Genomic DNA, 20,364 nt, shown 5'->3' with positions numbered 1-20,364 from the left:
ACTCGCTGCTATACTCTGCGCCGTTTTCCCGTTCTTTAACATCCAGTGAGAGAGACCGATGCATCCGATGCTGACCATCGCCGTGCGCGCAGCGCGCAAGGCGGGTAATGTAATTGCCAAACACTACGAAACGCCAGACTCTGTAGAAACCAGCCAGAAAGGCAGCAATGATTTCGTGACTAACGTCGATAAAGCCGCCGAAGCGATTATTATCGAAACAATTCGCAAATCTTACCCACAGCACACAATCATCACCGAAGAAAGCGGTGAGCATGTTGGTGAAGATCAGGATGTTCAATGGGTTATCGATCCACTGGATGGCACCACCAACTTCGTAAAACGTCTGCCGCACTTCGCGGTTTCCATCGCAGTACGCATTAAAGGCCGTACTGAAGTCGCCGTTGTTTACGATCCAATGCGTAACGAACTGTTCACCGCAACCCGCGGCCAGGGCGCACAGCTGAACGGCTACCGTCTGCGTGGCAGCACCGCACGCGATCTGGACGGCACCATCATCGCCACCGGTTTCCCGTTCAAAGCGAAACAGCACGCCGCGTCTTACATGAAAATTCTTGGCAAGATGTTTACCGAGTGCGCTGACTTCCGCCGCACAGGTTCTGCTGCGCTGGATCTGGCTTACGTTGCCGCTGCACGTGTTGACGGTTACTTCGAAATCGGTCTGAAACCATGGGATTTCGCCGCAGGTGAGCTGATTGCTCGTGAAGCAGGCGCACTGGTTTGCGACTTCACCGGCGGTCATAACTATATGGCGACTGGCAACATCGTTGCAGGTAATCCGCGCGTAGTGAAAGCCATGCTGGCTAACATGCGTGACGAACTGAGCGACGCGTTGAAGCGTTAATTCAGTACAGCCCGGTGGTGTCATGCTTACCGGGCTTACGTGTTGATACAGGCCGGATAAGGCGAAGCCGCCATCCGGCTTTGATTAAAACGGTCTAATCCCTCGCCCCACCGGCACCGCGCTCACCCACATCACTACCGCAGCAGCAATCAGCACCGCACCACCGGCTAATGCCAGCGTCGTCCAGCCAATCTGTCGCCACAGCACCGGCGCTTTATGTCCGCTAAGTCTCACCGCCAGCGAGCGGAAACTGTGTACCAGCAAAGCCAGTGACGTAATCGTCAAAGAGGTTCCGGCCGCCATCGCCAGCGCCGACGCCATGCCCCAGCTAAAAACGCCAACCACTTTGCTAAACAGTAAAACCATAATTGCCCCGGAGCATGGCCGCATTCCCATAGACAAAACGATCATCAGCCGGGCGCGCCAGTCATCACCGCTTTGCAGCTGTTCAGGATCAGGCAAATGCTGATGCCCACAGCCACATCCCTCGTGATGCACATGGTGCGGCGTGAAGGCGATAAATTTCGGGCGACGCAGTAACTGGCGCAATTTCTTCAGCGCACGGACGCACAATAAAACGCCCAACACGCCAACCAGCGCATAACTCCCTTTCTCCAGCCAGAAACTACTCATATGTAGCTGTCGTGCAGGCAACTGCAAAATGGTGAGCACCACAACCACCAGCCCAATGGCGACCAGTCCCTGTAATAAAGATGAGGCCAGCGTCAGGCCAATACTCGACCTCAGCTTCGAGGGATGCGTTGCCAGCCAGGTGGTAATGACGACTTTTCCATGTCCTGGTCCCAACGCATGCAGCACGCCATAGAGAAAACTAAACAGCAGCAGCGATCCCCCGGCCTGGGCCGGATTGGCGGCAACGGCTTTCAGCAAACCGCTCATCTGCTGGTTAACGTCACGTTGCCAGACGACACTCTTCATCATCACCTGCGGCCAGGCCTGCCATAGCCACAGTATGCCGGCTGCAGCCAGCAGTAAAAACACCGCCAGCGGCCATAGCGTGAGCCAGCGGCGTCTGGCGGCGCGTTGTTGATAAACTACGGACATTGCAGCGTCACCGTCTGTGCAAACTGTTTACCCAATTCCATATCCTCCGGCGGTGCGTCTTCTTTATCCAGCGACTGCGCAAAGCTCAGCATTTGTTCATTCGGCGTCGGCGTATGTACTGAAATACGGCATTGCTGACTTATGGCCTGCGCCAGCCAGGCATCGCTGTCTTTGTCATAGCTCATATCAACGTAGTAGGTGGGGTCGAAGGTTGAAATGGTATATTTTTGACCGCTCAGCGGCTGAGCTTCCGCCAGCGGCAACACGAACGTCAGCACTGCCTGATGTTCTTCACGCTCCATGCCATATTCCGTCGGCCTGTTTTTAAACTTTACCTTTTTCCCGTCGTGCCACACTTCGGTGAAATAGTGCTGCCCGAGGACGTTGGCCATCACTTCTGCCGCCAGTTTTTTCCAGGTCTCATCACCAGGCTTGGCATTTCCCGCATCGTAAAGCAGATCTGCCGAGGTGATTTCATCCATCGTCCAGCGCATTTTTAGCGCGACGAACTGGTCATTCTCGCTCACTATCTCGGTTTTCAAATGGATAAAGCTGTGGGGATGCGCACCTGCGCCAAAGGACAGGATCGCGAGAAACAACGTCATAATGATACGTTTAACGCCTTGCATGAGTTCTCCACGAGAAAAATCTACACCGCCACAAATAATGATGCCGTGTTTGGCGAAAGTGTGCTGAGGATACCATTGAACGAAAAAATGTTGAGCCCCCTTTTCCGGTATCGATTCAGTTCTCAATTTCAACAATTTCTTCTTCAGCAACATCCTCCCAAATACCTTTTCGTCGCCACAACTTAAGTAAAATGATAACAATTTGTTAATTTATGGTTTCATTTTAATGTTTTGTTAACACTGAATTTAAATCCCTGAGTGTATTTCCGTGCAAATTTAACTAATATTTAACCGTTTATTTTCCATAAAATTACAATAATGGGCATAGATCACATTCACCAAACTTGTGATTCATTCCCTCTTCCATTCGTTGTTAACTTCACGCCGTGACATGTCCTGCCCCCTACGAAAGGTACAACTATGAAATTCAAACTCGCATTACTCAGTGCAACCCTGGTTTCTGCATGCATGTTGTCCGGCACGTCCTTTGCGGCGGAAAAATATGAAATTGCTGTGGTTGCCAAAGTCACCGGGATTCCGTGGTTTAACCGGATGGAAACCGGTGTTAATGAAGCAGCAAAAAAACTGGATGTGAATGCTTACCAGACCGGGCCTTCCACGCCGGATCCGGCACAGCAGGTCAAAGTGATTGAGGATCTGATCGCCAAAAACGTCAACGCCATCATCGTGGTACCGAATGATGCCAAGGTCCTTGAGCCAGTACTGAAAAAAGCGCGCGATAAAGGCATTGTCGTTCTGACGCACGAATCCCCGGATGAGCAAATTGGCCAATGGGATATCGAAACCATCGATAGTGAAAAATACGCGCAGGCCAACGTCGATGAGTTAGCAAAAAACATGGGCGGCAAAGGGGGTTACGCCATCTATGTCGGTTCACTGACGGTGCCGCTGCATAACGCGTGGGCGGATTATGCAATTAAGTACCAGAAAGAAAAATATCCGGAAATGTTTGAGGTCACTTCACGTCTGCCGGTCGCGGAAAGCATCGATAAATCCTACGCCACGACGCTGGACCTGATGAAAACCTATCCACAGATGAAGGGCATTATCGGTTTCGGCTCGCTGGGTCCAATCGGGGCGGGTCAGGCTGTGCAGAAAAAACGCGCCAAAGATAAAATCGCCGTTGTCGGGATTGCAATGCCAGCACAGGCTGCACCTTACCTGATGCGCGGTGATATCAAAAAAGCGCTGCTGTGGGATCCAAAAGACGCGGGCTACGCGCTGGTAACGGTTGCCGATCAGCTGTTGCAGGGCAAAGAAGTTAACGCCGACCTGAGTATCGATGGTTTAGGGAAAGCCGATATCGACACGGAGAAGAAAGTGATCCGCTTTAACAAGATCCTCGAAGTCACCAAAGACAACGCACAATCACTTGGTTTCTAAGGCTTTAGCCAACACCAGGGAACCTTAACGCCGGCCGTCTGGCCGGCGCTATCAACCAAACTAACACTCAGCGTCCATCCGGGCGCTCGCAGGGGTATTGTCCATGGCAGACACCACCGCATTTATCACTCTTGAGAATATCAGCAAACAATTCCCGGGCGTGCTGGCGCTGGATAACGTGAATCTGACGCTGAGAAAAGGCGAAGTTCACTGTCTGGCGGGTCAAAACGGCTGTGGTAAAAGTACCATTATTAAAGTGATCTCCGGAGTTTATCATCCGGAAAAAGGCGCGCAGATTTTACTCGATGGCAAATTGTTCCATCACCTGACGCCGCAGCTCTCTTCCCATTATGGCATTCAGGTTATTTATCAGGACCTGTCGTTGTTCCCTAACTTTAGCGTCGCGGAGAATATCGCGGTCAACCGCTATCTGCCCGGTGGCGATATCTGGGTACGTCGTGGCGCCATGAAGCAGCAGGCGCTGGCAGCCATGAAGCGCATCGGTGTGAACATCGATCCCGATAAAAAGGTTGAAAAACTCTCGATTGCCGACCGACAACTGGTCGCCATTTGCCGGGCGATTGCCGCCGATGCGCGTCTGGTGATTATGGACGAGCCCACCGCCTCACTAACCCGTCAGGAGGTTAATGGCCTGCTACGGGTCGTTAACGAACTAAAAGCTGCCGGAATTTGTGTAGTGTTTGTCAGCCACCGTCTGGATGAAGTGATGGAAGTGGCTGACCGCATCAGCGTGATGCGCGACGGCAAACTGGTGGGCACTTATCCTGCCAGCGAACTCGACAGCCACGAGCTGGCTTTCCTGATGACCGGACAACGCTTCCACTATAGCCCGCTGCCGGAAAGACCCGCTATTGAGCAAGAGCCCCTGCTGGAGCTGCGCAACCTCAGCCGCAGAGGCAAATACCAAAACATTAATCTGTCGCTGCACGGCGGCGAGATTGTCTCCATTGTGGGCCTGCTGGGCGCCGGACGCACCGAACTTTGTCTGAGCCTGTTTGGCATGACGCACCCAGAAAGCGGTGAGATTCGCATTAACGGCCAGCCGGTCACTCTTCGCAATAACCATGATGCCATCAAACATGGGATCGGCTACGTCTCAGAAGATCGCCTGACGCAGGGGCTGATCATGGAGCAGTCGATCTACGACAACACCATCGTCACGGTGTTTGATCAACTGCATACCGGCAGCGGCCTGCTCGATCACCGTAAAGCGCAAAAGCTGGTCGCCGACTTGATCCGCGAGCTGAATATCAAAGTGTCCGATCCACACCTGCCGGTTAAAACCCTTTCCGGCGGTAATGCCCAGCGTATCGCCATTGCCAAATGGGTGGCGACTAATCCCCGCATCCTGATCCTCGACTCCCCTACCGTGGGCGTAGATATCGCCAACAAAGAGGGTATTTACCAGATAGCCCGCGATCTGGCGGAACAGGGTATGGCGGTGCTGATGATTTGCGATGAAATCCCGGAAGCGTATTACAACAGCCACCGCGTGCTGGTGATGCGTCGCGGCAGGCTGGTGGCGGAATTTAATCCTCATCAGTGCCGTGAAGAGGAGATTGCTGAAGTGGTCGAGGTAATCAATGAATAAGATGCATCTCTCCCGTTTAATCGGGCAACATGAGTTTTGGCTGGGCCTGCTGGTTGTGGCCCTTGCCGTTGGGCTGAGCATCAGCACCGATGAGTTCTTGTCTTTGGGGAACCTGACGGATGTGGCTACCAGCTATGCGATTCTCGGCATCCTTGCCTGCGGGCTGTTTGTGGTGCTGATTTCCGGTGGGATCGACATCTCATTTCCGGCGATGACCGCGATAGCCCAGTATGCGATGGCCAGTTGGGTTATTGGCCACGGCGGCAACTTCGCGCTGGCGTTAATCATCGCGATTGCGGTGGGTCTGCTGCTGGGACTTATTAATGGCTTCCTGGTCTACTGGCTGCGCGTTCCGGCCATCATCATTACCATCGCCACGTTGAACGTTTACTACGGTCTGCTGGTGTACGCCACCAAAGGCACCTGGCTGTACGGCTTTCCGGACTGGTTTATGAACGGCATCAATTGGTTCTCGTTCACCGCGGCGGATGGCTACGACTACGGCTTGACACTGCCTCTGCTGTGCCTGGCGGCTGTGATCATCTTTACCGCCGTGCTGATGAACTATACCCGTCTTGGCCGTCAGGTTTACGCCATGGGCGGTAATCGTGATGCGGCTTCGCGCCTGGGGCTGAATCTGCTGAAGCTGCATTTCTACGTGTATGGCTACATGGGCATTCTGGCAGGCGTTGCCGCCGTGGTTCAGGCGCAAATCACCCAGTCAGTTGCGCCCAATTCGCTGCTCGGCTTTGAGTTGACGGTACTGGCGGCGGTCGTGCTCGGCGGAACCAGCATGAGCGGCGGACGCGGCACATTAACCGGAACCCTGCTCGGCGTGGTCCTGCTGGCCTTCTTACAAAATGGCCTGACGCTGCTCAGCGTCTCCTCTTACTGGCACACCGTGTTCAGCGGCGCCATTATCCTGGTCAGCATTAGCGCCACGGCCTGGAACGAAAAACGCAAACTGTCAAGGGAGCTTTGAGATGAAAACAATCGCCAGATTTTTACCCGGTGATGCCATCATTCGTCTGCAATGCGTCATTATTGTGGTCGTCGCCCTGGTCTTCTCGGCCCTGCTCGGCAGCCGTTTTTTCAGCGTCGCTAACTTCCAGTCGATTGGCTCGCAGCTGCCGATCCTTGGCATGCTGGCCCTCGGGATGGGCATGACCATGCTGACCGGCGGCATAAACCTGTCGATAATTGCAGGAGCGAATTCCTGCTCGCTGGTAATGGCGGCGATTATCGTCACCCATCCGGATAACCCGCTGTTTCTGGTGCTGGCGCTGCTGGCAGGCGCTGCCGTGGCGGTCGCAATCGGTACGCTCAACGGCGCGCTGATTGCCTGGGTCGGGGTTTCGCCGATTCTCGCCACGCTCGGCACGATGACGCTTATCTCCGGGCTGAATATTCTGCTTTCCAATGGGACAGTGATTTCCGGTTTCCCGACCGCCATTCAATATCTTGGTAACGCCACGATTGCCGGTATTCCGGTAGCGCTGCTGCTCTTTTTCCTGGTGGCAATCCTGCTGTGGGTACTGCTGGAGCACACCACGCTTGGGCGCAGTCTGTATCTCGTTGGTTCCAATGAACAGGCTACCCGCTACAGCGGCGTAAATACCGTCCGGGTACAAATTTCCGTGTACGTGATTTCTGCCCTGCTCGGCTGGGTCGCCGCCATTCTGATGATGGCGAAATTCAACTCGGCAAAAGCCGGATACGGTGAGTCCTACCTGCTGGTCACCATCCTTGCCTCCGTCCTCGGCGGCATCAACCCGGATGGCGGTTTCGGGCGCATTATCGGCCTGGTACTGGCGCTGATTGTGCTGCAAATGCTGGAAAGCGGCCTTAACTTGCTGGGGGTCAGCAGCTATCTGACGATGGCGCTGTGGGGCGCGGTGCTGATCCTCTTTATCGCATTACAGAATCGTAAAGCCTGATTTCAGGAGAAAAAATTATGGCAAGTTACTTTATTGGTGTGGATGTCGGAACCGGAAGCGCCCGTGCTGGCGTGTTTGATCTCAACGGCAGAATGGTCGGCCAGGCCAGTCGGGCTATCGAGATTTACCGCCCGCAGGCCGATTTTGTTGAGCAGTCTTCCGATAACATCTGGCAGGCGGTGTGTAACGCGGTTCGCGATGCGATTAACCAGTCAGATATCAACCCAATCCAGGTGAAAGGTCTGGGCTTTGACGCTACCTGCTCACTGGTGGTGCTGGATAAAGAAGGTAAACCGCTGACCATCAGCCCGTCCGGGCGCAGCGAACAGAACATCATTGTGTGGATGGATCACCGCGCCATTACCCAGGCTGAACGCATTAACGCCCTGCATCATCGGATGCTGGACTACGTTGGCGGCATTATCTCCCCGGAAATGCAAACGCCAAAGCTGCTGTGGCTGAAGCAGCATATGCCCAATACCTGGGCCAATGCGGGTTACTACTTTGACCTGCCCGATTTTCTGACCTGGCGCGCAACAGGCGATGACACACGCTCATTGTGTTCGACAGTGTGTAAATGGACCTATATGGGCCATGAAGACAAATGGGATGCCAGCTACTTCCGCCAGATTGGTCTGGAAGACCTGCTGGAACATGATGCTGCCAAAATTGGTCGCTACGTGAAAACCATGGGCGAACCACTCGGTCACGGGCTGTCCGCGCGCGCCGCCAGCGAAATGGGACTGATTCCGGGGACCGCGGTCAGCGTCTCGATAATCGATGCCCACGCCGGCACACTCGGTACGCTCGGCGCAAGCGGAGTTTCCGGCGAGGTGGCGGATTTTGACCGTCGTGTCGCGCTAATTGGTGGCACCTCCACCGGACACATGGCGATTTCCAAAGAGCCGCGTTTTATCGGCGGCGTCTGGGGCCCTTACTACTCAGCCGTACTGCCGGAATACTGGCTCAATGAAGGCGGGCAGTCAGCAACCGGGGCGTTAATCGACCACGTTATTCAGTCGCACCCGTGTTACGAAACCCTGCTGACGCAGGCTAAGTCTCAGGGGCAAACCATTTATGAAGTGCTGAATGCGCTACTGCGCAAAATGGCTGGTGAGCCGGAAGATATCGCCTTTTTGACCCGTGACATGCACATCCTGCCCTATTTCCACGGCAACCGCTCGCCGCGCGCTAACCCCACGCTCACGGGAGCAATCACCGGACTGAAGCTGTCCCGCACGCCGGAAGATATGGCGCTCCAGTACCTCGCAACCATCCAGGCCATTGCGCTGGGAACGCGCCATATCATTGAAACGATGAACCAAAGCGGCTACACCATCGATACAATCATGGCCAGCGGCGGCGGGACGAAAAACCCGATCTTCGTTCAGGAGCATGCCAACGCCACCGGTTGCGCCATGCTGCTGCCTGAAGAGAGCGAAGCCATGCTGCTGGGCGGCGCGATGATGGGGACTATCGCCGCAGGCGTGTTCGACACGTTCCCGGAAGCGATGTCGGCGATGAGCCGGATTGGTAAAACGGTCACCCCGCAGACCAATCGCATTAAGCAGTACTACGATCGCAAATATCGGGTATTCCACGAGATGTATCAGGATCATATGAAATACCGCCAACTGATGCAGGAGGACGCATGAGTAACTCCTGGTCTCAGGCCATCGGCGTATTTCAGCTCTATAGCGATGCCCTCGCAGGTCTGGGACAGCATCTGACTGAACCGGTCTGGCAGTCGCTAATGGCGGAGCTGCGCGGTTGCCAGGGGAAAATCGTCGTCACTGGCGTCGGTACATCCGGTATTGCGGCGCGTAAAGTCGCGCACATGCTCGCCTGCGTGGAACGTCCGGCGATTTACCTCAACGCGACGGATGCGGCGCATGGCGATCTCGGTTTTTTACGCGCCGACGACCTGGTCATTATGCTATCACGCGGGGGAAATTCGGATGAACTCACCCGACTGCTGCCCGGACTGGCTGCGAGAAATGTGCCCATCCTGAGCGTGACTGAAAACGCCGACTCAGCCATTGCTAAAGCGTCAAGGCTGGTGATTTCCACCGGCGTCCAGCGTGAGGCCGACCCGTTGAACATGTTGGCCACCACCTCAATTTTACTGGTCCTGGCTATCTTTGACGCCGCCTGCGCCTGTCTGATGAGCGAAAGCGGTTACTCAAAAGAGACGCTATTGTCTGTACATCCTGGCGGTGATGTGGGATTAACGCTGAGCCGCGAGCAGTAACACCAGACCGCGCATTTCCACTCATCTTCTCAACCCGTCACCCTCAGGCGGGTTTTTTTATGTCTCAATAGAAGATAAAACAGTGAAAAAGCCAGTTAACGCGCTGCGTTCCACTCCCGCTATCTGTTCCGCACGTTAAAAATTCTGTGACGCTCTCCAGCATTCCTGGTGGAAAGCATTCCATTCTCCAAATCTATGAGCAAACTTTAGCTATTCTTATCAAACATACTTACGGGAGATCCTACAGATGATGTCAACGCTTGCTCCACCATCTGTACTTTCCGCTCCCCAGCGCCGTTGCCAGGTGCTGCTGACGCTTTTCCTGCCAGGGCAAATCGCTACAGCTCAAACCTTCAGTCGCCTCAATGGCGTTGATGATGCCACTGTTGAGGAAGATATTATTGGCGCAGGACTCGAAATCCAGCGCTATCACCGGCTCGCGATTACCACCGCGCTGAATGGCGGCTATACGATCGAAGGGACCCCGCTAAATCAGCGCCTGTGTCTGTTGCAGTGGCTGCGCCGCGGTCTGCGGATCTGCCCGACTTTCATCGCCCAGCATTTCACACCCGCATTAAAAATGTCGCTGAAACAACAAGGTATCGCGCGTACGCTGTATGACGACACCAATCTGCATGCGCTCATTAATCTGTGCTCCCGGCGCTTGCAGAAACCGTTTGAGTACCGTGACATCCAGTTCCTGCGCCTGTATTTACAGTATTGTCTGCTACAGCATCACGCGGGAATCACCCCGGAATTTAATCCGCTCCAGCAACGCTGGGCGCAATCCTGCGCAGAGTATCCGCTCGCGGAGGAAATTGGCCGCCACTGGCAGCGCCACGTCATGCAGAGTGCGCCGCCGGGCGAATCGCTGTTTATGGCGTTGCTGTTCTCAATGCTCCGTATCCCCGACCCAGTGCGCGATAACCACCAGCAGGATCGTCGCCTGCGCCTTGCTATTGCACGGCTGGTGCTGCGTTTTCGCGAGTATGGCAATGTGCGCTTCAGCGATGAGCAAGGACTGAACGATCAGCTGTATATTCACCTTGCCCAGGCGCTTAACCGCAGCGTGTTTGCCATTGGCATAGATAACACGCTGCCGGAGGAGTTCAGCCGACTTTATCCCCGTCTGGTTCGTACTACCCGCGAGGCGATACATGGCTTCGAAGCGGAGTACGATGTGCAGTTTTCAGAAGAAGAGATCGGGCTGGTCGCCGTTATTTTCGGTGCCTGGCTGATGCAGGAGAAGGATTTGCACGAGAAGCAGATTATCCTGCTGACCGGCAACAATGAACAACTTGAAACGCATATTGAGCAACAGCTGCGCGAACTGACGCTGCTGCCGCTCAACGTAAAACATATGCCGATGCAGGACTTTCAAAAACAGGGTACGCCGCGCGGAGTCACGTTGATTATTACGCCGTATACCACGCCGCTGCCGCTGTTTTCACCGCCGTTGATTCATGCGGATCTGGCACTTACGCCGCATCAGCAGCAGCAGATCCGCAAAATCCTCGAATCATAACGTTGCAGGCTGCGCCACCACCTTCGGGCGCAGAAAGATTGCCGGTAGCGCCACCAGCGCCATCACCCAGAATACGCCGTTGCCCAGATTCTGGTACAGGTAGCCTGCGAATACGGTCATGATGGCGATGCTGCCGCCCATCGCCACCGCAGAATATACCGCCTGCAGACGTATCACTTCGCTGCCCTGGCGCGTCGCGATATAGCGCATTGCCGCCAGGTGGCAGACGGTAAAGGTTCCGCAATGGAGGATTTGCACCACGATCAGCCACGGTAGCTCAGTGCTCCAGCCCATCAACCCCCAACGTGCCACGCCGCAAACAGCGGAAAGCAGCAGCAAATCGCGCGCGCTAAAGCGGCGGAATAGCTTGTGACTGAGCGCAAAAATAATCACTTCCGCCACCACGCCTAATGACCACAAATAGCCCACCGCCGAAGCGGAATATCCGGCAGACTGCCAGTAGATGGCGCTGAACCCGTAATAAGCGGCATGCGCACCTTGCAACAAACTCACACAGGCCAGAAAACGCCAGCTTTGGGTTATCAACGCACGCCAGGCGGGCCATCCCGCGCTCTCCTGTTGACGGTTTTCCCCCGCTGGCTGCACGCTCGGGCGGATCATCATCCCCAATAGCATCGACGCAACGCCAAGCGACAGCAGGACCAGGATCACCCGATAGTCAAACAGGCTCACCAGCTTGCCGGTCAGCGCGGAGCCAATCACAAAGGCAACGGATCCCCATAGTCTTACCCGACCGTAGTCCATGGTTATCTGTTTTTGCCAGGTGTTGGCCAGCGCGTCGGTCAACGGCACCAGCGGCGAGAAAAACAGGTTAAAGCCGACCATCACCACCATCAGCCACGCCACGTTGGTGCCCGCCCAGAAGGCCAGCGCAAACACCAGCGTCAACAAGGCCAGAATACGTAAAGCGGAGATCAGACGAGAGGGATCGCTTACGCGCGGCGCAATCAGCAAACTGCCGAGAAAACGGGCAATCAGCCCCGCGCCCAGCAGTAAACCGATGGTTTCCGGCGTCAGCCCCAGCCCTTCGAGCCAGACGCTCCAGAAAGGCAGAAAAATACCGTAGCTAAAGAAGTAGGTGAAATAACCGAGCGCCAGCCAGCGCGTGGAATGCAAAGCCATGAATCCCTCCCGTTTGGAGGCGATAGTCTGGCGACAAACGCAGGCTGGCGCAAGAGAGCATTAACAGGCAGATAACATGATTTTTGCCCTATTCGACGCAAATCTGCATCGCAAAATGGCAGCGTTCTCCCTGCGCTAAAACCTGCAATCCCGGCTGCCCCTGCATGTGGTGGGCATTCACCGGATGCGTTTGCGGCTCCAGGCACAAGAACTCCTCACCCGACATTCTGAACAGCATCAACCATGGAGTTTGCGCTAAAATCGTGACTTTCATCACATCTCGCTGAATAACGGCCCGCCCGCTCCAGCCAGAATATCCAACGTTCAGCCAGCTATCCTCGCCATATTGCGCGTACATGAAATCCGCCGCTGGAGGGATTTCACGTTGCCATTCCAGCGGCAGATGCTGCTCCCCCTCCGGCCAGTAGCCGCTGGTGGTGAATTGCGCCGTGCTGTGCTTATCAAAAGCGAAAAACGGATGGAACCCACAGCCATAAATCATCGGCTGTTCACCGCAATGGGTGAGCGTCAACGAGACGTGCAGGCTTGAGGTTTCCAGTTGATAGCAAAGTTGCGCCGTATAGTCATAGCCACAGGGATGCCAACTGCGCAACTGCAGCAAACAACCGCTTTGGGTCACGGTGATAACCTGCCAGCGTTGCAGCCAGCCGTCACCGTGCAGGAAAAAGGTGTCATCTGCGCCATGTTGAGGTAACACCACCTCTTCACCGCGCAGCATAAAACGATTTCCCGCCACCCGATTCGCGACCGGCAGCATCGGGAACAGGCCGCAATCACCGGGCTGCTGACCATGACCTTCGCGTAAAATTGCCTGTTGATGTTGTAACGAAACCAGACTTAATAGCGAACCGCCCTGCGGATCTACGCACATCCGCAGATGTGCGTTTTGTAGCATCAGCAGACCATCCATTAGCGAGCGCTTCGTTGTTGGGCTGATGCGCCAACTTTCGTATGCTGCGCCGCCAGCTGCTCTTCCAGCGCTTCCAGCGTCACGCCTTTGGTTTCCGGAACATTACGCAGAACATACATGAATCCCATCGCGCAAATCACACCGTACAACAGGAAGCTTCCCGACGCGCCCAGACTCGCATTGAGCAGCGGGAAAGTATAGGTCAGCAGGAAGCAGGCAATCCACAGCGCTAGCGTACCGAGCGACATCGCCAGCCCGCGGACGCGGTTAGGGAAAATTTCAGACAGCAGCACCCAGGTCACCGGGGCCAGCGTCAGGGCATAAATAGCGATCGCCGCCAGCACCAGAACCAGAACCGGCCAGCCCATAATGCCCAACCCGTACGCCCCGGCAATCAGCATATAGATAACCGTTAATCCTGACGCCCCGAACAACATCAGTTTACGGCGACCAATTTTGTCTACTAACGGCAGAGCGGCAAGGGTAAAGACCAGATTGATGATCCCTGTCGCCACGATCGATTTTAACGTACCGTTGATGTCGAATCCGGCAGAGGCGAAGATCTCCTGCGCATAGTTGAAAATAACGTTGATCCCACACCACTGCTGGAACACTGCCAGCACCATTCCAATAATCACGATCGGTTTGATCTGCGGTTGTAACAGCGTTGACCACGCGACCTTGTGATTATCTTTTTGCAACGTATGTTCAATCTCTTTCAGCGTTTGACCAGCATATTCCGCCGAACCAATGCGCTGCAGCATGGTACGCGCACGATCGGCTTTGCCTGCTTTCATCAGCCAGCGCGGCGATTCAGGTACAAAGAACATCAGCACCAGGAAAATTATCGCGGGCACTAATTCAGCGCCAAACATCCAACGCCAGCCCGTCTGACCGTTCCAGCTTTCCACAATCGCCTGCTGCGTAGCGTCTGAGGCTACAGGTTCGGCAATCATCAGGTTGATAAGCTGCGCCGCCAGTACGCCAATCACGATAGTGAGCTGGTTAACGGCAACAAAGCGCCCACGCTTTTCAGCCGGGCTAACCTCGGCGATATACAACGGGCTTAGCGCAGACGCCAGACCAATCCCCACGCCTCCAACGATGCGATAAACAATAAACATGTCGAAATTACTGGCGACGGCAGTTCCCCAGGCGGAAGCGCTAAAGAGGATCGCCGAGAGAATCAGCGGCATCTTTCGGCCAAACTTATCGGCGCACCATCCGGAAATCAGCGCGCCAAAGATACAACCGACCAAAGCCGAACTCATCGCCCAGCCGGATTGCGCCGGATCGGTAATCGAGAAATAGGCTTCATAGAAGGGTTTTGCCCCACCGATCACCACCCAGTCATAGCCAAACAGTAAACCACCGCAGGCCGCAACCAGGCAGATAGTCCAGACGTAACCAATCTTTAAATGTGTCTGCGCGTTATTCATTATGATTCCTCTTTCAGGGAAACGCAGGGGACAGTAGGTTTCGGGTGAGGTTGCCCCCACCCATTTCGGGTGTTACTGGAAAAGCCTTACGTTAATGGCGTGACGTAGCAGTAATGCCTTGTCATGCGCCGGATTGAGTTGCAGGAGTGCGTCAAGATCGCGCTGGCAAGCAGCACTATTTCCCAACCCCAGATGCCCGAGCACACTGATAAACAGGCAGTGTTGCTGGTGTTTTGCTTGTGCTGAGGTATCCAGCACCACCAGATCGGGTAGCGATACGGCAAAGAAATCGACATCCGGGACATTGTCGCGATGCGATTCAACCCATTGCAGGAAGCTATTAAACAGAGCGTTCGCCTGAGCATCATCGCCAAGTTTTCTCTGCGCCATACCCTGCCAGAAGAGATAATCCACAGGCTGGTCGTTGTAGTAACGGCCGGCATCCAGTGTGCTACCGCCGCGCGTCGCACGGGAGAAGTAACGCTGGGATTCATCAAAACACCCCTGCTGCTGCGCGCAATGTCCCAGTAAATACCAGATATCGTTATCCGTTTGTCCGGGTAAACGCCCCTCCCCGAGGTTTTGCGGGTAGTGCAACGCCTGTTGCAACTGCGCGATGGCGGTTTGCGGGTCGCCGGACTGAATGGCAGCCAGCGCACGATGCATCTGATTCAGCAGATATTGCCCGGTGGCTTTGCCTTCACCACCTTCCCACGGATGGAACACGCGCTCACGTAATACTGCTGCGGCATCGTCGTAACGCCCTAATCCATTCCACAGACTGAGCAGTTCCACCGTCAGATCGTCACGATGGAAGACAATCTCTTTGCTGGCTTCCAGTCGCTGCAGGCGCAGTTCAGCCGGTTGCGCCATCAGCTTCTTGAGATAGTCGAGTTCAAACAGGAAACGGGCATTTTGCGGCTCCAGTGCCACGGCCTGCGACAGATACTGCATCGCCTGCTGCGCATCATGCAGTTTGTTCCAGGCATAGATCCCCAGTAAGCGGTGTACAGGAGCGAAATCCGCTTCCTGCGCAAGGGTAAACTGCCAGCAGGATACCGCTTCGGCATAACGCCGTTTGCTGTACCAGAAACAGCCAAGTAAATAGCGGGCAAAAGCGCTCTGTTCGAGGGTTTGCAGCATCTGCACTTCATCCAGCGTATTGGGGAAACGAACGCGGTTTTGCAGACATTCGCGGGCACGTTCGATGAAGGGTTGTGGATTGTCACTTAGCGAGGCGCGCCACAGCATAGGCAGCGTTTCCTGGCTGTCGAGCAGTTCCAGCACGCCACGGGCAGCATCCTTTTGCCCCAATGAGATCAACCAGCCTGCCAGTTCACACGCGTTGGTACCGCGCCGCCCGGTAATCGAGATCAGCGCTTGCGCCGTCGCCTCGTCCTGACAGATGGCCCAGCGCGCATAGTGCAGGGTGTAGCTCAGAGGATAATCAACCAGCTGTTGGCGAATGTAGTCCAGGGCTTGCGGAATGCGATCAAGTTTTGCCAGCGCCAGCGCTTTCAGTCCCATCGCCAGGTTATTACTGCCGTTAAAGCGCAGGCTCTGCTCGACCTTTTCCAACGCGCCAACGTAGTCCTGACGCTTCATCGCCAGACGCGCTAACGACCAGAAAGCCGCATCCCGACAGTTGCCGCTCCAACTGGCCTTATAATAATTATCCCAAGCACTGTCATCGTCGCCCTGACGTTCCTGTGCGGCGGCCAGCAGCATGCTCGCCTCGCCATCACGCGGATTTTTATTGAGCTTATGCGCCCGTTCCAGCGCCTTACTCGCACAATGCGCCGTCAGCGCCCAGTCCGCGCGGTTTAGCGCCAGCGTCCCCAGGGCCACATTATTGCGGTAATCCAGCGGATCAACATCCAGCGCGCGGCGATAATAATCTTCAGCATAGCGGCTGGCATGGTTGTACTGCTCCAGATGCTGACCAATAAAATAGAGTTCATCGGTATTAGAGAGTGCTTCTGGCTGTGCTGGCGCGACGGCCGCCGAAGGCAGCGGTAACTCTTGCGCGATGTGCTCTTCGTACTGCAAAAGCGTAGCGCCATCGGCATTAGTGACGGTCATTGTCACCCGGGTATGGCCATTGTCTGACACATCAGTCAGCCAGCTCTGTCCCGGCTCCAGAGTGAGTGTATTTTCATAGAATGGCTGCCCGTGTGCGGCAAGCGTAACCTGAACATCGCGTAACGGCGCAATCGCATAAATGCCCACAGAAAGCTGGCGACTCTCACGCACCAGACGAAGCGCCAACTGCGTGCTGGCGTTTTGCACCATACCCAGTTCGCTGTAAGGCAGGAAGTTTTGCACGAAGACTTTCTCTTCGTACGGCGCAAGCCAGGTGAAATCCGGCTGGTTATCGGTAAAGACCCCGGTCATAAGTTCGATATACGGACCGTTGTCATCAGTGAGATTACGATCCCAGGCAACGCCAAAGTCGCCATAACCCCAAGTCCACTGTTTTTTCCCTGGCGAAACGTGGTGATCGGCCACATGCAGCAACCCCCCGCGCTCGCCGTGATGCCAGGCACCAACAAAATCATAATCAGATTTTTCAGCCATATAGGAGGTCGGCACTGGTACGTTTTTGTAGCGCGAGATATCCACGCCAGCCGAATAGTCCACTTTGTAGTATGTGCCGGTGGCGATGGGAAACGCAGAGACATCGCGCTTACCGTGGTCGAATACCGCCGTCACATCCGGTGGAAACACGCTTTGGTGATCGTCGCCGCCCTTCACCGCCGGATTCGCCCACCATAAGAAGTGGCGCGGGGTAGCGTTACCGTTAAAAACCTTCCCGGTTATCTCGATCAACGCGCGATCCGGATACAGCGTGAATCCGGTCATGACCTGTAAACCACGCATGGGCTCTACTTCGCCCATCCAGACGGTGTATTCGCCCTGCTCACCCTGCTGTTGCGTAAAATCCACCGGCATAAAGGTGGTCGGGCGATGATGTTGCGGCCAGTTAAACTCAATGCCGCCAGAGATCCACGGCCCAAGCAGACCGACCAGCGCAGGTTTTACCACTTCGTTGTAGTAGACGAAGTCGCGCTGCTGCACTTTGTCATACGCTCGATGAATGCGTCCGCCCAACTCCGGCAGCAGCATGATGCGAATGAAGTCATTCTCCATCCATACCGCCTGATAGTCGCGCATTTCACGTTTGCCGGTCAGCGTATCAATCACGCCATAGGGATAAACCGCTCCTGAAGACCCCTGATAAACTCGCTTTTCCAGAAACATTGGGTTGGCGTCTTCTTCACCCGCTGTCCACGTGGGGAGGGTGATCGTTTCCTGCCAAACTTTTACTGAACCGTACATGCCGCGCTCCACTTAATAAACAAAAGTAAAAATTCAACTTGATGCTATTCTGCGGCAGTTAAGTGGCGTTAAAATGCGCAATGCTCACGCAATATAGTTAAGGGAGTTAAGTGAATGCAGCGTTCGGGGTTCAACAACGCCAGGGTACGTCAGGCGAATAAACAGATTTTTTTGTCACATCTGTGGCGAGAAAAGCAGCTCAGCAAGTCACAGCTGGCGCAGCTCACCAGCCTGTCGATCCCGGCGGTTAGCAATATCCTCGAAGAACTGATGGATGAAGGAAGAATCAGCCATTCGCGAGAAACTTTAAGCCAGCGCGGTTTGAGCAGTGGCAGCTATCATTTGCCAGAAAAAGGTGCCTGGACGCTGTGTATCAACGTCACCCCCACCAGCATCACCAGTCAACTGGCGGATGCTCGGCTGGTTGCCGTCGGCGACTGGCAGCATGAAGTCATCAACCCCGAATCGCCAAAAGCGCTGCTGACAGCATTGGCGGCGCACTGGCGGGAATACCGTCGACAATTTCCCGAGGTCACAATTAATCTGGCGCTTGGCGTTCACGGTCAGGTTGATCCGATAACCGGCGCATCAAAAACCATGCCTCAGGCGCCGTGGAAAACACCGGTGGAAATAAAATATCTGCTGGAGGAGATGCTCGGCGTACAGGTCCGGCTGGATAATGACTGCGTGATGCTGGCGCTGGCGGAAAAATGGCAAAACCCGGCGGCTAACGGTGATTTTTGCGTGATTAACGTTGATTACGGTATTGGCTCATCGTTTGTGATTAACGATAACATCTGGCGCGGGAGTCTGTATGGCAGCGGTCAGATTGGACATACCATCATTCATCCCGATGGGATCGCCTGTGACTGTGGCCGTTATGGCTGTCTGGAAACAGTGGCGTCATTGAGCGCGTTGAAAAAGCAGGCCCGCGTGTGGATGAAATCGCAGCCGACATCCCTTTACGACCCGGAAACGCTCACCACCGACCAACTTATTACTGCCTGGCAACACGGAGATGTTCGCATTCAGGCCTGGGCCGAACATGCCGCCAGCGCCATCGGCCTGAGTCTTTATAATTTTTTGAATATACTGAACATTAATCAAATATGGTTGTATGGTCGTAGCTGTGCATTTGGCGATAGCTGGCTCAATACGCTGGTACAGCAAACCGGGTTTAATCCGTTCGATCACGGCGATAACCCGCGTGCCAGAGCAACTCAGATAAGTTTCGGTCAGCTTAATCGCCCTCAGCAACTCATGGGAATTGGCTATCTTTATGTCGAATCACAGCTTAGTGAGCTGTAGTCATTACTCCGCCAGGCTCACGGCTAAACGTTCATGCACAGTGGCGATAAAATCGGTCAATGCCGGTTTGATTGGCCCTTTTTTCCACGCCATCAGCAGGGCAATGGTCGGAACATCGCCAACAATAGGCCGAAAAACCACCTGCCCGGTATTAAAATTATTCATATAACCGGGTATCAAAGTCACCCCCAGCCCCATGCCGACCAGATTCATGGTCACCAGAATATTGGTCGCTACCTGCACAATATTGGGCTGGCTTTCCTGCTGCTGAAACCAGTTTTTGACAATCATCGCTAGCGCCCCGGAATAAGCGGGATCGGTACTGACAAAATTTACGCCGTGTAACTGTTCTGCGGAGATCGCTTGCTCATTGGCTAACGGATGATTCACCGGTAACACCACGACCAGCGGCTCATGAATCAGCTCCAGATAATCCAGCTCCGGGCTGTACACCGGGTGACGCATTAAGCCCACGTCCAGTTCTCCGTTGAGGATCCTTTCTTCCTGTTCGGTGGTTATCAGGCTTACCAGCTCAATGTGCGTATCCGGTTGTTTTAAACGAAATAAGGGTAGCACCTTCGGGAGCAAATTCACCTCAGCGGAAGGGACAAAACCAATAGCGAAATGATTATCTTCCTGCCCCGTTTTACGGGCGCGAACTTTGGCATTTTCCGCCTGCTCAAGGATCGCCAGCGCGTCCTGTAAAAAGCACTCCCCCGCCGCCGTCAGCGCAACTTTTCGCTTGTCCCGCACCAGTAACGGAACGCCCACGCAGGTTTCCAGATCGCGGATCTGGCTGCTTAACGACGGCTGAGAGGTATGCAGCTTTTCTGCCGCCCGGGTGAAATTCAGCGCCTGCGCCACCGCCACAAAATAGCGTAAGTGCCTCAGTTCCATGCCCTTCTCCTTGTTATCGAAA

The 20,364-nt window shown here is 54.7% G+C and carries 16 protein-coding genes; 9 read left to right on the top strand and 7 right to left on the bottom strand.

Features of this window, described 5'->3' with window-relative positions:
- The first annotated feature begins 58 nt into the window (after positions 1–58).
- Complete coding sequence (suhB, locus tag HV243_RS06510) at positions 59–862, top strand: inositol-1-monophosphatase (RefSeq protein ID WP_046275219.1); 804 nt, start codon at positions 59–61, stop codon at positions 860–862.
- An 84-nt stretch (positions 863–946) separates the two neighbouring features.
- On the opposite strand, the gene HV243_RS06505 is transcribed toward suhB, so the two are convergent.
- On the bottom strand, positions 947–1,927 hold the full coding sequence (locus tag HV243_RS06505) for a nickel/cobalt transporter (protein WP_053388674.1): 981 nt from the start codon (positions 1,925–1,927) through the stop codon (positions 947–949).
- Positions 1,918–2,556: a DUF1007 family protein gene (locus HV243_RS06500; protein ID WP_053388675.1), complete on the bottom strand. Its 639-nt coding sequence runs from the start codon at positions 2,554–2,556 to the stop codon at positions 1,918–1,920. The genes HV243_RS06505 and HV243_RS06500 overlap by 10 nt, the downstream gene beginning before the upstream one ends.
- 420 nt (positions 2,557–2,976) lie before the next feature.
- Between HV243_RS06500 and HV243_RS06495 the strand changes: the two genes are divergently transcribed.
- The 7 genes from HV243_RS06495 (at position 2,977) to csiE (ending at position 11,285) form a co-directional block, all read left to right on the top strand.
- Positions 2,977–3,960: an autoinducer 2 ABC transporter substrate-binding protein gene (locus HV243_RS06495; protein WP_003037665.1), complete on the top strand. Its 984-nt coding sequence runs from the start codon at positions 2,977–2,979 to the stop codon at positions 3,958–3,960.
- A 103-nt stretch (positions 3,961–4,063) separates the two neighbouring features.
- A complete protein-coding gene (locus HV243_RS06490) occupies positions 4,064–5,572 on the top strand; it encodes a sugar ABC transporter ATP-binding protein (protein WP_016154014.1) in 1,509 nt (502 codons plus the stop codon).
- Complete coding sequence (locus tag HV243_RS06485) at positions 5,565–6,554, top strand: ABC transporter permease (protein WP_053388676.1); 990 nt, start codon at positions 5,565–5,567, stop codon at positions 6,552–6,554. Before HV243_RS06490 ends, HV243_RS06485 begins: the two co-directional genes overlap by 8 nt.
- Before the next feature lies 1 nt (position 6,555).
- Positions 6,556–7,509, top strand: a complete 954-nt coding sequence (locus tag HV243_RS06480; RefSeq protein ID WP_053388677.1) for an ABC transporter permease — start codon at positions 6,556–6,558, stop codon at positions 7,507–7,509.
- Between the two features lie 17 nt (positions 7,510–7,526).
- Positions 7,527–9,164, top strand: a complete 1,638-nt coding sequence (locus tag HV243_RS06475; protein WP_053388678.1) for an FGGY-family carbohydrate kinase — start codon at positions 7,527–7,529, stop codon at positions 9,162–9,164.
- A complete protein-coding gene (locus tag HV243_RS06470) occupies positions 9,161–9,760 on the top strand; it encodes an SIS domain-containing protein (RefSeq protein WP_047416447.1) in 600 nt (199 codons plus the stop codon). The genes HV243_RS06475 and HV243_RS06470 overlap by 4 nt, the downstream gene beginning before the upstream one ends.
- Before the next feature lie 247 nt (positions 9,761–10,007).
- Positions 10,008–11,285 carry a stationary phase inducible protein CsiE gene (gene csiE, locus HV243_RS06465; protein ID WP_149330692.1) on the top strand — a complete coding sequence of 426 codons (1,278 nt, stop codon included), beginning with the start codon at positions 10,008–10,010 and terminating at the stop codon, positions 11,283–11,285.
- On the opposite strand, the gene HV243_RS06460 is transcribed toward csiE, so the two are convergent.
- The 4 genes from HV243_RS06460 to HV243_RS06445 form a co-directional block, all read right to left on the bottom strand.
- A complete protein-coding gene (locus HV243_RS06460) occupies positions 11,280–12,428 on the bottom strand; it encodes a 3-phenylpropionate MFS transporter (RefSeq protein ID WP_019077391.1) in 1,149 nt (382 codons plus the stop codon). The two genes, csiE and HV243_RS06460, sit on opposite strands and share 6 nt — an antisense overlap.
- An 88-nt stretch (positions 12,429–12,516) precedes the next feature.
- Positions 12,517–13,359, bottom strand: a complete 843-nt coding sequence (locus HV243_RS06455; protein WP_053388680.1) for an aldose 1-epimerase — start codon at positions 13,357–13,359, stop codon at positions 12,517–12,519.
- Positions 13,359–14,798, bottom strand: coding sequence for a sugar porter family MFS transporter (locus tag HV243_RS06450; RefSeq protein WP_053388681.1), 1,440 nt, complete (start codon positions 14,796–14,798; stop codon positions 13,359–13,361). Before HV243_RS06450 ends, HV243_RS06455 begins: the two co-directional genes overlap by 1 nt.
- Before the next feature lie 72 nt (positions 14,799–14,870).
- Entirely contained in the window at positions 14,871–18,137 is a 3,267-nt protein-coding gene (locus tag HV243_RS06445) for a DUF5107 domain-containing protein (RefSeq protein ID WP_053388682.1), read from the bottom strand.
- 114 nt (positions 18,138–18,251) lie between these two features.
- Between HV243_RS06445 and HV243_RS06440 the strand changes: the two genes are divergently transcribed.
- The gene (locus tag HV243_RS06440; RefSeq protein ID WP_046275227.1) at positions 18,252–19,445 is read left to right on the top strand and encodes an ROK family transcriptional regulator; all 1,194 of its coding nucleotides are present in this window, start codon (positions 18,252–18,254) and stop codon (positions 19,443–19,445) included.
- Between the two features lie 3 nt (positions 19,446–19,448).
- Here HV243_RS06440 and hcaR read toward each other — a convergent pair whose 3' ends face one another.
- Positions 19,449–20,342: a DNA-binding transcriptional regulator HcaR gene (gene hcaR / locus HV243_RS06435; RefSeq protein WP_046275228.1), complete on the bottom strand. Its 894-nt coding sequence runs from the start codon at positions 20,340–20,342 to the stop codon at positions 19,449–19,451.
- Positions 20,343–20,364: the final 22 nt, after the last annotated feature.

It is taken from the genome of Citrobacter sp. RHBSTW-00599 (assembly GCF_013784065.1).
In the GTDB taxonomy this organism is placed as follows: domain Bacteria; phylum Pseudomonadota; class Gammaproteobacteria; order Enterobacterales; family Enterobacteriaceae; genus Citrobacter; species Citrobacter braakii.
This window is presented reverse-complemented; position numbering and strand designations above follow the sequence as displayed.